The organism is Leptothoe sp. EHU-05/26/07-4 (assembly GCF_043421015.1).
GTDB classification, from domain to species: domain Bacteria; phylum Cyanobacteriota; class Cyanobacteriia; order Phormidesmidales; family Phormidesmidaceae; genus Leptothoe; species Leptothoe turfae.
In genome coordinates, this window is the sequence record NZ_JAXSQV010000002.1 from 1,053,583 (window position 1) to 1,067,633 (window position 14,051).

General features: G+C 41.5%; 9 protein-coding genes. 8 read left to right on the forward strand and 1 reads right to left on the reverse strand.

Translation table 11 applies throughout. The features are described 5' to 3' along the window. The first annotated feature begins 33 nt into the window (after positions 1-33). From U2F10_RS06285 to U2F10_RS06315, 7 genes are all read left to right on the forward strand, one after another. The gene (locus U2F10_RS06285) at positions 34-1,467 is read left to right on the forward strand and encodes an O-antigen ligase family protein (protein ID WP_499871341.1); all 1,434 of its coding nucleotides are present in this window, start codon (positions 34-36) and stop codon (positions 1,465-1,467) included. A gap of 43 nt (positions 1,468-1,510) precedes the next feature. Further along, the gene (locus U2F10_RS06290) at positions 1,511-2,821 is read left to right on the forward strand and encodes an oligosaccharide flippase family protein (protein ID WP_499057555.1); all 1,311 of its coding nucleotides are present in this window, start codon (positions 1,511-1,513) and stop codon (positions 2,819-2,821) included. Between the two features lie 893 nt (positions 2,822-3,714). After that, entirely contained in the window at positions 3,715-4,917 is a 1,203-nt protein-coding gene (locus U2F10_RS06295) for a glycosyltransferase (protein WP_499871343.1), read from the forward strand. 267 nt (positions 4,918-5,184) lie between these two features. Then, a complete protein-coding gene (locus tag U2F10_RS06300; protein WP_163670722.1) occupies positions 5,185-6,162 on the forward strand; it encodes an alpha-mannosyltransferase in 978 nt (325 codons plus the stop codon). 340 nt (positions 6,163-6,502) lie between these two features. Next, complete coding sequence (locus U2F10_RS06305; protein WP_499057550.1) at positions 6,503-7,489, forward strand: glycosyltransferase family 2 protein; 987 nt, start codon at positions 6,503-6,505, stop codon at positions 7,487-7,489. 109 nt (positions 7,490-7,598) lie between these two features. Then, positions 7,599-9,479 (forward strand): glycoside hydrolase family 9 protein, encoded by a 1,881-nt coding sequence (locus U2F10_RS06310; RefSeq protein WP_163670726.1) that lies wholly within the window; start codon positions 7,599-7,601, stop codon positions 9,477-9,479. 219 nt (positions 9,480-9,698) lie between these two features. Beyond that, the gene (locus U2F10_RS06315; RefSeq protein ID WP_499871345.1) at positions 9,699-11,018 is read left to right on the forward strand and encodes a glycosyltransferase; all 1,320 of its coding nucleotides are present in this window, start codon (positions 9,699-9,701) and stop codon (positions 11,016-11,018) included. Between the two features lie 85 nt (positions 11,019-11,103). Here the strand turns inward: U2F10_RS06315 and U2F10_RS06320 are convergent, their stop codons facing one another. Then, positions 11,104-11,820 carry a polysaccharide deacetylase family protein gene (locus tag U2F10_RS06320; protein WP_163670730.1) on the reverse strand — a complete coding sequence of 239 codons (717 nt, stop codon included), beginning with the start codon at positions 11,818-11,820 and terminating at the stop codon, positions 11,104-11,106. Between the two features lie 805 nt (positions 11,821-12,625). On the opposite strand from U2F10_RS06320, the gene U2F10_RS06325 reads away from it, so the two are divergent. Next, positions 12,626-14,032: a type III PLP-dependent enzyme domain-containing protein gene (locus U2F10_RS06325; RefSeq protein WP_163699068.1), complete on the forward strand. Its 1,407-nt coding sequence runs from the start codon at positions 12,626-12,628 to the stop codon at positions 14,030-14,032. Positions 14,033-14,051: the final 19 nt, after the last annotated feature.

A 14,051-nucleotide genomic window follows, 5' to 3' on the forward strand; every position in this document is an offset into this window, starting at 1 on the left:
CATATTTCAAAACCCCTATAAGCCTGTTGCCCTATGGTGCTTCAAACTACTCCAGCAAGCGAACCTCCTTCTGAAGAAGTAGAAAAGAAAAAGTCACCCGGTAGAGCTTTATTAGAAAAGATCTTAGAAAAAGTCGAATTCACCTATGTGTTTATTTCCTTCTTTTTCTTCACAGATGCTGTAACGATGGTTCTTCTTAGCGGTGGAGCCAGTGAAGGAGATGGATTTAGCTACGATTCGATTAACTATATTCCCGTTCATCTTTTCTACGTTATTCATAATTGTCTTACGCTTTTTTTCGTGGCGTGCAGATATAAACGAACGCTCTATATTTTGCTGAGCAACCCAGTGCTGATTGCAGCCAGCACCGTTGTGGGTCTGTCATTTTTCTGGTCTTTTGCCCCTGATGACTCCCTATCTGCAGGGATCTTTGCCACGTGTAATATGTTGTTCGCAGTGTATTTAGCAGGACGATACACCTTGAAACAGCAGATCACAATCCTCAGCTATGTGCTGCTAAGTATATCCATCTTAAATTTTGTGTTTGTCTATGCACTGCCTCAGTACGGCATTATGGGCCCACCGGTTCATCCAGGGGCATGGCGAGGTGTCTTTACCCATAAAAACGGTGCTGGGAAAATGATGGTACTCGCCTGTGGTGTCATGTATACCATGTTCAATGAGGTCAAGGATAAACGCCTCAAGTGGCTCTACATCATTGGATTGTTCCTCTCGCTGCAAATGATCAACAAAACTGGATCCGGAGGAGCATTACTCAATTCTGTTTTTATTTTGACTATCGTTACAGTGCTTCAAGTATTTAAAACAGAAACTCGTAAACTACTTCTATCACTGATTTTTCTGATCTCGGGAGCCATATTTGTCTCCGTCGCTTATGTTCCTCTAATGACATTTGCCCTCGGGTTAATTGGAAAAGACGCAACCCTAACAGGGCGTACAGATATTTGGGAGTACATTTATACAATGATTGGCCATCGTCCAGCACTCGGTTACGGTGTTGGTGGTTTCTGGCATGGGACAGCCGGGCCGTCTTTATATATATGGCAGCGGGCTGGCTGGCGTGTACCAGATGCGCACCAGGGGTTTCTGGACATGACCTTGCAAATTGGCCTGATTGGCACAACCTTAGTGTCATTAGTGCTATGGCAAACGTTGCTTAGGGGGCTTGCCAGAACTCGCTTGTTTAAAACATGGGTAAGCAGTTGGCCTGCAGCCTATACCCTCTATATCGTCCTAATTAATCTGGCAGAATCTTCACTGTTAGCACCTAACAGCATTTTTTGGATTCTAATTTGTTCCATGAGCTTTACGACATCATTTGAAGCGAAATATTTGAATGACTTTGACAGATTTAGTCTGGGCAACAACAACAATATTATGGGGGATAAAATCATGGACAAAATCAAGCCCTCAAAAAATGTCCAGACTACTCAAACTAATGTTTAATTTATAGTTTGCCAAATTTATCCTTTACAACTGAGTCAATGAGGTGAAAAAGATAATTTCCAAACTCAAAGGGATCTTGAGTGGATCCTTAGTAAAAGACAGCATGTGGATGCTATCTGCCCAAGCACTCGGTATATTTATTCAAGGGGCCTACTTTGTCATTGTAGCTAGAGTCTTAGGAGCTGAAGCATACGGCATATTTATCGGCATTGCTGCCTTCGTTAAGCTACTGTTTCCATTTGTTGGTCTCGGCAGTGCGGATATTTTTATCAAGTATGTTTCAAGGGACCCAAAGGTTTTTAGAGGATATTGGGGTACAGCACTACTCACCTCTTTAACCTTTACCGCTGCCCTAGTCCCCATCATGCTAGGCTTGGTCAAGGTCATTTTTGCTCCCAGTACGTCACTACTGCTTGTCTTATTTATACTGCTAGCAGATCTCTTAGGGGGGAAAGTATTCGATCTAGCTGCAACTGCGTTTGTGGCTTGCGATCGCTACAAGGTAGCTGCCCAAAGTAAGGTTCTATACGGTGTAGGAAAACTACTTGCAGCCATTGCCCTCCTGGTCCTCTTCGAAGATGGTAATATTGTTGCCTGGGGTGGTTTATACTGCTTAGGCTCAATCATACCAGCGACTGTATCACTGCTAACGGTGAACAAGTTATTTGGTCGTCCTATATTCAATCTAAAAAAGTATCCACCCAAGTTTGCCGAGGGCTTTTTCTTCGCCATTGCCCAGTCCGCAGAAACTGTAAACGGCCAGATTGACAGAACAATGTTAGTCAGTCTGGCATCTGCTGATGCAGCTGGTATTTATGCTGCAGGGTATCGATTTATCGATGTTGGATACATCATTATTATTGCAGTCATGAGTGCCACCTACACTCGCTTTTTGCGATATGGCGCTTCTGGCATTAAAGCAGGTCTACAATTTGCCTTTAAATTGGTCCCTGTGGCCGTAGGCTATGGAGTTATTGCAGCAATTGCCTTACTGACTCTTTCGCCATTTACATCAAATATTTTAGGACCAGAATACGCCCAGTCTGCTGGTGTATTAATATGGCTGGCACCTATTCATTTGATCGCAACTCTCCAATTCATTGCTGCTGATACGTTAACTGGTGCAGGCTTTCATAGAGCCAGAAGCGTATTGCAAGTAACAGCAGCTTTTATTAACTTTGGAGCAAACCTATACCTCATTCCTCGGTATTCTTGGCAGGGGGCAGCGTGGGCAACGTTGACATCTGAACTATTCAAACTCGTAACCTTATGGCTAGTGGTATTCTTTTGTTACCGACAATCAAAAGAGCAAGAGCAGGTTATTCAGACTGAAACTGCTTCTGACAGCGATTAGAGGAAGACTCCACAGGAACACAGTAAATCTCTTACATGACTTTCTTAAAAATTCTCTGGGATAAAATAGTTCAAAATTAATTAAAATAAAAAGATTTTCAAGAGTATTTAAAGCAAGTTAGTCCAGAAACAATAAGTCTATGTAGACTGACAGCATTAATAAAAGTTTTGTTGCCATCAATCAATATTAGAAGCATATTTATGGATTTGAGGAGACCCCTCAATGAACTATGCCGCGATGATTCTTTACTATATAAGACAGCTTATGACAAGCTTAATCTTTAAATCGCAATCACTACAATTCAATTCTGTTTGCGACAAAGTACGTATTGTCATAGACAACTCTTCCATTCATAATAGAAAAATATATTCCTTAGTTGCAGCTATCAGGGCATAATCAGGCATCTACCCAGTTACTCAGCAGGTTTTTATCAATTGAAAACTGTTGATATATGCTCAATCCCATTCGTATTCAATGGGCATAAGGATTGTATTTACTTAGTTCTAGCCATCGAGCAGACATTTACATAATTCTCTACGAATAGTCTTCACAACCATTTTTCCGACATCGTCAGCATATTTTACCGCACTAGAGAAGCTGTCATAGCATCTTAAGGAACAATAACTGTATAGTTTAAGTCATTTTGAAAGAAACAAATTGCCTATCTGAGTATGAAGTTCACTTTTAGGGCATTATAGGATTTTTTAATGCCAGGCTAAAGGGGTAGGGCGATTTGAGAAATAGGATGGGAGCATTAGGCGTACATGCTATCTAAGGCTAAAAGATTAAATGTCATTTCCGATGTAATTCCTAGGAAAGCATTAATTTTTTATGAAATCAAATAGTGTTTTTAGCTGTTTTATTGAGTTAAACAAAGGGTTCTCTGAGTAGTAATGAAAGCAACTAATGTTTTGTTCTTAACTACGCTGCTTCCTAGTCGAAGGAAAACTGGAGGTGAAGTCGCATCTCAGGCTTTTATTAATGGCCTGAGACAAAACGGATATAAGGTTTCAGTCGTAGGCTACATGCGAAAGGATGATAGTTTTGAGCCGGAAGCTCATGAAGTGTTAGTAGAAAAGCGGCATATAGAGACAAGTAGTGCCAAAATTGACGCTATCCTCTGGCTTTTACTCAGCTTCCTAGTTAAGTTGCCCTATTCAGCTGCTAAATATTACTCTCAAACCTATGTGAAATTGGTAAACACTCTTCTTAGTGCCAAGCAATATGATGTGGTTTTTATTGATCACTCTCAACTAGCTTGGTTAGCAAAGTTAGTTGCTGGGAAAAGTAAGATTATATTTATTGCTCATAATATCGAGCATGAAATCTACCTCAGCCACTTCAATAACTCTAAGAACTTATTCGAAAGATGGCTCTATGCTCGAGAAGCCAAAATGGTAAAAAGAATAGAATCTGAGCTTTCGAAACAAGCCGCAGAAGTTTGGACCTTAACTGAGCATGATGCCAATCATTTTTCTAGACTCAAAGGCGTTTATAACGTTAAAGCGTTAGCCTTACCCTTAGGTCCAGAGAAAGTTTGTGAAAATGTGATTGAGAAGAGATTTGATATTGGATTAATTGGCAGCTGGACCTGGAAATTTAATGAGGAAGGGTTACATTGGTTTTTTAAGTTTGTTTATCCTGAACTATCCAGTCAGCTATCCATTCACGTTGCTGGCAAAGGTGCTGAATGGTTAAGCGGGAAATATCCAAATGTTAAGTATGAAGGTTTTGTACCAAACTCTCAGGTTTTCATGGCCCAAGCTAGAGTGATCGCACTACCGATGTTGGGAGGCAGCGGTATACAAATCAAAACCCTTGATGCTCTTGCCTCAGGATCAGCAATTGTAGCCACTCCAACCTCTATGCGAGGTGTCTCTCTAGTCTCTCCAATCGTCCAAATATCTGAACACCCTAAAGAGTTTGCCCATCTATTAGCTGCTGAGGCGTTTAACTGGACCACGGAAAGAACGCGAAGTGCAGAAAAAACAACTTCAAATTGGTTACAAACACGGAAAGAAAAGTTTCTGAATGATATTGCCAGTTCCGTAGAAAACGGAGCACAAGCATTCACCCAAATGGCTAAAAGTCACTAATCTTCTCACCAATATAGTTGTTCTAAATAACGTACAAAAGATATCTTCTAAGGGCATGAATAGATACGGAAAGTCTTCATCTATCAACAGATAGAAAAGAAACTTTGCACCACCTAGTGCGTCAATGTTTGTGTCGGAAAGAGCAGTTTCCACTTCGTCTGATATTTTCACGTTTGCATACCCCATTTCGGAAACACCAGAACCAATTTTTGTAGATGGGACAGGGAAGATTCAGTGGTGTAGCACTATAAATTGAAGGATTAATCTATGAATGATTTATTAGAATACAAGATCGATGCGTCTAATGCTGCAAACTTATTTAATGAACAAGTTAAGGCTCCAGCACCTGAAATGAAAGATTTTTCTGGAAGAGGGTTTGTCATCTGCGCAGGAGGCCCTTATCTAGAAAGCGCTTATGTTGTTGTCCGTCTCCTACGGCACTATGGTGCGACGCTACCGATAGAAATCTGGCATGCTGGTGAAGATGAGATTCCAGCCTGGGCCAGACCAGCATTTATGGAACATGATGTTTCGTTGCATGACATCATGGACTGTTGCAAAAACCGGCCTCTAAAACAGATGCGTGGTTTTCCTATTAAGACAGCAGCCATTCTCCACTCACAATTACGGGAAGTAATGCTCATTGATGCTGACTGCTTTCCCGTATGCAATCTAGAGTTTCTGTTTGACACTAAGGAATATCAAGAGAATAGAGCTATTTTCTTCCCCGATTATCAGCGTCACATACTCCTACCTGGTAAGCCTGTTTGGGATCATGTAGGTATGCCCTATAACGGTGATACAGAATTTGAAACGGGTTTACTACTCTTTGACAAAGTTGCTTGTTGGAAAGCCCTAAACCTTGCCGAATGGATGAATCTTGGTTCGGAGTTTTGGTATCAACATGCAATGGGTGATAAAGACACATTCTATTTATCTTGGCGAAAACTCAACCACCCATATTTTCTAGCTCCAGACTGCTCACGAGTTCCAACTGTTCTGAGTCGACACTACTGGACTGGCAAAAAGCACTTGGCCGATCACCGTACAGGAACCTCCAAATATACAGTGCCTTACAAGAAGGGTATCTTTACAAGCTACCTATCTCCCTATAAAGGTCGTCCTGTATACAAAGATTTTATTGATGAATGTTTACAACGATTTGTCAATAGCAATTATGGATTACATATCAAGTTCTTAGATGCCCTGAAAACCTACAAAGATGCCTCTGAGTCTTCACAATAAATATGCTCAAGTATGGTTAGGGGAGTACACAAAAATAAAGACCCAGATTGGGGCTGTAGATAGGTGGATGAGTGATGGGGTAATGGGGGGATTATCATAAGCACAAGTGCCTTAGTTTAGGCAGAAGCAGTAATCAAGACCTGAGCTATATAACATGTAGCTTCCAGGAACAATCTTTCTAATTTTCATTCGTAATTGTACGTGGGGCATTCTAGATATGTGTCTTACTATGTCCATTTTTTAGCTATCAACTGAAGCAACTATTTCCGATAGGGCCATGCTGAAATGGGTTCGGGCCATCCAATAGTTCCAAATCTAATTTACTCACTTAACTTGAAAGATGCAGGCAACCTCCAATCAACGATCCGATGGTGAGGCTAATATCAATTCCTCCACAACTCTGACCCAGGTTTCAATTTGTGCCGCAACGTATAAACGCCCTCACTTATTGCAAAAATTGTTGGAGTCTTTGAATAACCTTACATTTACTCAGATTCCTATACCTAGTATCGAAGTCATCATCGTTGATAACGACTCTACTCGTTCTGCGGAGGCAACAGTTGAAGCCCTAAAATCTTCTTTCCAATGGTCACTCAAATATTTTGTAGAGACTAATCAGGGAGTGACGTATGCGCGTAATCGTTGTGTTGCTGAGGCATCTGAAGATTCGGATTTCATTGCCATGCTAGATGACGATGAGACTGCAACTCCCCATTGGCTAGAGGAACTTTTAATCAATCAACAGAAGTTTAACGCTGCCATCATTACAGGTCCAGTTCTTGCTGTTTATAAGGAAGAACAGCAAGTGCCTAATTGGATTAAAGCTGGCGACTTTTATTCATTTCCTCGCTATGAAACTGGAAAAAGAATGGATACAGCTTTCACAGGCAACGTTATGTTTAGCACTAAGCTGTTGAAAGATCTGGAGGAAGATGAGCCACTCTTTGATCATCGTTTTGCCCATAAGGGAGCAGAAGATGCTTACCTGTTTTCATGCTTAAATAAACAGGGGTATAAAATTGTTTGGGCTGATGAAGCAGTTCTCTATGAGCCTATTGCCGATCAACGCTTGTCTTTAGATTGGATTTTAAACAGAGGATTCTGGTCTTGGAGTGTTCACAGCTTAATTGAATCAGAGCTTTATCCTTCATTTAAGGTTCAGGCTATTCGAACAATCAAAGGATTGGGGTTAATTGTCATGGGGTTTCTCTCTATTGGCCCATCTATATTTCTAGGTAAGAGTAAAGTAGCCCAGGCATTACTTAGAATGTATCGGGGTATGGGAACACTCTCCGGACTCTTAGGGCGTCAAGGTAACTGGCAGTAGTGCATTACTTGGGCTTGCCTAGGATATATTTGTGCTTTCGAATTTGTTTGAGATAGTTATAGTCATCTCTACAGCATCTTCTAATAACTCCATCTACACAAGCATTCCTATGATTAAATCTACGCTTACCAAACCTTTTCGAAATTATCAGGCAATACTAGGCACAATTGCTAAGGTCGCTGGTGCTGTTACTATTGCTCTTGGTGCACTGAGCTGTTCAGATGGCGCTCAAGAGTCGACGGTTAAAGAGTTTCAAGTTTTAGTAGACCAGTTTGGCTATCGCCCTCAAGATCCAAAAGTTGCGGTTGTTATTGGTCCTTTAGGTGGTGATCAACCTTACGAATTAAGAAATGCTGAAACCGATGAGGTGATTGAGGTTATTACCCCAGTCAAGTGGACAAATGGGGCGGTTCATTCACAGTCAGGAGAACGTGCCTGGTGGGTTGATTTTTCAGACCTGGATGAGCCTGGTAAGTATGTCATCGTCCGTGAAGACGGAGAGACACGTTCAGCTGAATTTGAAATTCGCTCAGACATCTACAGAGATGTCTTAATTGCTGCTACTCGAATGTTTTTCTACCAGCGCAGTGGTTTCTCTAAAACAGAACCCTTTGCAGACGCACGCTGGACTGATGGAGCAGCTTACATGGGTCCTGGACAAGATACCCAGGCACGATTTGTAGATGACAAACAAAATCCAGCAACCGAACGCGCTATGCATGGTGGTTGGTTTGATGCAGGTGACACAAACAAGTATGTTACGTATACGTTGCAACCTGTCCATCAGCTTCTAAGTGCCTACAGTCAAAACCCCAAAATTTGGACGGATGATTTTAATATTCCTGAGTCAGGTAATGGTATTCCTGATTTGTTGGATGAAATTAAGTATGAACTAGACTGGCTCATACGGATGCAAGACGATGATGGGGGTGCCTTTATTAAGATCGGAAATTTGGATTACAATCCGCCAAGCCCTATTCCTAGTAAGGATACTCGGCCTCGGTATTATGGTCCTAAGTGTTCATCATCTACAATTGCGATCGCAAGCGTCTTTGCCCACGCCGCAGTAGAGATGCAGTCTATTCCTGAATTAGAAGACTACGCTGCTGAGTTAACATCCCGAGCCAGAGCAGCCTGGGACTGGTTCCAGGTCCATCCAATAGACACAGATTGTGACACAGGAGAAATCAAATCAGGAGACGCAGATATGACTGCGGACGCCCAGTTGGGAACAACAGTGAGCGCCGCTGTTTATCTGTTTGCAGCAACAGGAGATCCACAGTTCTCCAACTATGTTGTTGACAATATTGACCTGGCACAACCCTACAGAGACGGTCCCTGGTCTCGCTACGATCCTTGGCAAGGAGATGCGTTAATTTTCTATTCCCAAATGCCTGATGCCGATGAGGCTTTAAAAGAGGAAATTTTAACAGATCTAGAAGATAAGTTAATTGACTATCATCCAGAAGCCTATGGCAGCGATGATTTGCTAGATCCGTTTCGCTCCTACATGCCTGACGAACAGTATCATTGGGGCAGCAATATGACTAAGGCCAACTATGGGAACATGAATTATGACCCTGTTATGCTGGGCATACATAAAGCGGAATGGCCAGCCTACATTGAGCGCTCCTTAGGTGCCATCAACTATTTTCACGGTGTAAATCCATTAGGCATTGTCTTTCTCAGTAACATGTATGAGTACGGTGCCGAATACTCCGCTAATGAGATGTACCATCAGTGGTTTGGTCAGGGTGAATTTGAAAACGCACTGACATCGAAAAAAGGACCCGCACCTGGATTCTTTATGGGCGGTCCTTACAAAGACTATTCCGGAGATGAAGCAATCGCGTCAGGACCTCCAATGAAAGCCTATATCGATGACGTAGAGCCCAATCAACCCACATATGAAATCATAGAACCCGCCATCTACTACCAGTCAGCTTATATCAAGCTACTATCTAAATTTGTTACCGCAGAAGAGAACTAGATCAGTCCCTTTTGTATCTCTGTTCTTACACAGCTGATATCTTGAAAACGATAACCACTTAGAACATGTAACAGTCGAATCAGCGTCACTTTTTCTTGATTGCAAGCATCTACTTAAACGTCTATGACTATTAAACAAGTTGAATGTAGATGCTTACATATGTATTGCAATGGTGAAAGCGTCATATTCATATGCCGTCACATCATAGGATAATTATTTATGGCTAAAAAGAGATTGAAAGTATTACTCATTATTGAACAATGTAATCCTGCCTGGAACTCAGTTCCCCTGGAAGGATATCGATTGTATGCAGGTATCAGCAGATTCGTTGACACTACATTAGTAACTCACGCACGCAATAGAGAAGAGCTAGAGAGAATACACCCAGATGCAGACATCACTTACATTGAAGACAGTAAACTGATTGAAAACCTAGAGCTGCTTGGGGATCGTTTGAGCCTATATAAGGGGCAAATCATCTGGCCGCTGCGCAATGCGTTTACATACCCAGTTTACTGGGGATTCAATCGGGCAGTCTATAGTCGATTTAAAGAAACTATTGTTCGCGGTGACTATGATCTAGTTCATACCATCACCCCAATGATGCCACGCTATCCTGTAAAAGCAATTAAGGCATGCAAGAAAACTCCGTTCATTCTAGGTCCAGTCAATGGTGGAGTTCCGTTTCCTGACGGATTTAAGGAGCTGGGGCGTCGAGAATATTCTTACTTTAATTTCCTACGCTGGATAGGACGCTCTATCATTCCTGGGTACCGGGAAACTTATAAAAAAGCCCACTATATTTTGGCAGGCTCTAGTTATACACTGAGTCTGATTAAAGAGCTATTCCCTAAGACTCGCGACAATCAGATAGAACTATTTTATGAGAATGGTATTACCAGCTCCTTTGTCAGATCTGAGGAAGAAGTAGCCCAAGCGAAAATACCTACAGAAGCGTCAGTAGATAATAAAGTTAAACTCCTATATGTTGGTCGACTTGTTCCTTACAAGGGGGCTGATATGATTTTAGACGCTATTAGCAAACTGGACGAGTCTATAAAGCTAAAGATTCATCTAACCATTGTCGGCAATGGCTCTGAGCAGGAAAGCTTAGAGCACCAGGTAAAACAGCTAAAACTCAATGATCATGTGCATTTCACTGGATATGTTGAGCAGTACCAGACCTTAGAATATTATCGACAGTCTGACATTTTCTGTTTCCCCTCAGTTCGTGAATTTGGTGGGGCAGTCGTTTTAGAAGCCATGGCTAATGCTTTACCTTGTATTGTGGTTGATAACGGTGGCATTGGTGAGTATGTAACAGAGAAAACAGGCTTTAAGATCGACCCTTTATCCAGAGAGTTTGTAGTGAACAAATTAGCTATTTATATTGCCCAGTTGGTTGAGGACCATATTATGCGACATGATATGTCCTACGAAGCACTTCAGCGTGCAAAGGAGTTTACCTGGGATACAAAAACTCGTAAAATTGTCGATATTTATTCAGAAGTTGTAGAAAGAGAAGCAACAACAGTCTAGTAAGACTCATCTGTATTGGCATTGAAAGCACATAAGCCCTTAGCAATGCGCCAAGGGCTTATGTGCTTGGGCTTTTGATATCTATTTATGCCGCCTGTAATGCCATCAACTGAGAAACTGTTTTGAACTGATACCCCTCTTTCTGAAGCCTTTTCAAAACTATTTTGGTTGCTGCCACAGTCTGGGATCGATTGCCTCCACCATCATGTAAAAGAATAATAGAGCCAGGCTCCACACTGCAAACGATAGACTCAGCAATTTTTTCTGGATCAGCTGTTTCGTAGTCCTTAGGATCAACATTCCAAAGAATATTTGTTTTTTCTCTACGGGCAAGCTCCCAAGGCAGCCGAACACGCTTTAAACCATAAGGTGCACGAAAATGTATTCTTGATTCGACACCCAAATCAGCTAGTATGTCGTCCGTCTTTTGGATTTCAGAACGGACTGTTGCCAAACTCGTGTCTATTAATCTTTGATGGGAATACGAATGGTTACCTAACTCGTGCCCTTCATCAATCATACGACGAGTTGTTTTGATATTTTTTTCAATATTTTGACCAATTGCAAAAAAGGTTGCTTTTGCATCAAACTCTTTTAATACATCAAGTAAGTTATCTGTATAAGGTGGATTAGGACCATCATCATAGGTCAACGCTAGAACTTTCTCAGTTGTATCCACACATGTAATCATCTTTCCAAACAGCTGAAACTTGTATGATGTTGACAACCAATTTAGGGTGTAACGGCTTAGAAAGCCTAACAAAACGCCGGAGACAAGGGAGATAGCTAGAAAAGAATTCATTTTATATGTGCGCGAGGTGACTCTCTAGGATAGGCATTAATGTACTTTCAGCCTCAAAACCAAAGGGGTTTCGGTATGATGGGAGCTCAGCTAAAGCAAGGATAAATAGATTCTAGTTCTGAGTGGTTTTGAAACAACAATTTCATTGAAGCAAAAGCCTTTAGTTACTGCTGAGGCCATGTAAAACCAAACGTTCTAAACCAAATATTTTAGTCACTAGTATGGTATCGGATACTATAAAATACTGACTTATAAGCTAATCGAGAATATTTTATCATAGTAACTTAAATATCTGATCAAGCTATTCAGTGAAAAACTTGAAAACATGGCAATAAAATATTATAAGCGATTAATAATAAGATAAAAGCACCGAACACCCGTAAAATTTCGTTGTATGGTTTTACAAACAGTAGGTTCAACTAGGTTCAACAAGCTTGGCAACAACATGAACCCCACATAGGAGAACACAGATAATATTGAAAGGCTACGCAACAGTATGGAAAGAGCAGCATATCAAAGTAATCTCTTGTCTAGTTACCTGAACATCCTCCAAAGTTGTTCAGCCTTGAGGACAATACTAAACAGGCAAATACACAGAAATTGTTTCGACAGTTGGAAGCATTTTCCAGGCAAAATTGCGAACTTTATGCTTGTTTTCAGTGATCGGACTCGATATGCGTCACTCTCTAATGTTTTCTTGACGTAGATGTTTATCGTATTAAGAAACCATGGATCTAGGGGACTTTTATTCTTTGCTCAAGTCATACATGAATAAGAATTAAGAATTGGGGAATTGCAAGTAATTATGCCAAAGACTCAAGCAAAACGGCTCGTGCGCAGTATTGGTGCCCAAGCATTGCAAAAGCGAGTGGGCATGCGTCAGGATTTATCTCCCCAGCTCTGGAATATGTCCTATGAAAATAGTGCGCTTACGCTACATGGCGTCAATCTTCAAACTCTTCTGGAGCAATATGGTAGTCCCCTTCATGTATTGAACACACAGAAGCTAGCGCAGAATGCCCATGCCATGATGTACGGGCATCAAAAGCAGCAGATTCTCAATGTTTACTATTCCTATAAAACTCATCCTATTCCCCGCATACTTCAACTCCTGCATAGTTATGGCGTAGGTGCCGAGGTTATTTCTCCTTATGAACTATGGTTAGCTTTACACCTTGGTGTAGACCCTCAAAAGATCATCTACAATGGCCCTGCCAAATCAGACAAGTCCATCGAGATAGCCATTGACCGAGGTATTCGCTTACTTAACGTTAATCATCGCGAAGAGCTAGAGCGTTTTGCTAAAATTTCTCGGCAAGTTGGCAAAAAGGCCAATATTGCAATTCGATTGATATTCGCCAAGGGCTGGAGTGGCCAGTTTGGTCTTGGTGTAGATACTGGCGAGGCGTTAGCAACTTACCGTCAGGCCCTCAGTATGCCTGAGCTTAATGTTATTGGTGTGCACTGCCATCGAGGTGTTCTCTTTGATGGTCTGGATGATGTGGCAGGATACTTGCAAGGTATTAAAGATTTTTTGAATACTTTGTATCAGGAATTTGATTTTCACCCAGAGATTTTGGATGTTGGCGGGAGTATTGCTATTCCAACGGTACGTTCATTTTCAGACTTTGATAAAAAGCTAAGTGAGACCTTCCGTATTGAAGTAAGAGAGCCGACACCACAGGATTATCCTACGCTAGAAGACTTTGCTGAGTTTATTTCTAAGGATCTCACAGGGTATTTTCAAGACGTTAGTCGTCCTATACCGGAGCTAGCTGTTGAACCAGGAAGGGCGATTACGGGGAATACCCAAGCACTACTATCGCGTATTGTTGATACTAAAGAAACGTCCGAAGCATTTACCTATGGAATTTTGGATGCAGGCATTAGTGTTGCTGAGATTGTAAAGTATGAGTTTCATCAGGTTCTTCCTCTACAGCAGAAAGCTCAGAATCCGGAAAAGCTTTATCGCTTAGTGGGTCCTATTTGTCATATGGGAGATACACTCTATCCTGCTTGGCGACTACCTGAACTAGCTAAAGGTGATGCCATTTCCATTATGGATTCTGGGGCTTATTTTGTGCCTGAAGCGCGAGCTTTTTCGTTTCCTAAGCCTGGCATTGTCGGATTAAATAGCAGTGGTGAATCTTTTATGATCCGCAAGTCTGACACTTTCGAAAGCATTATCCATATGGACTGTTTGGCTGACTAGGCCACATGTTTGAAAATTT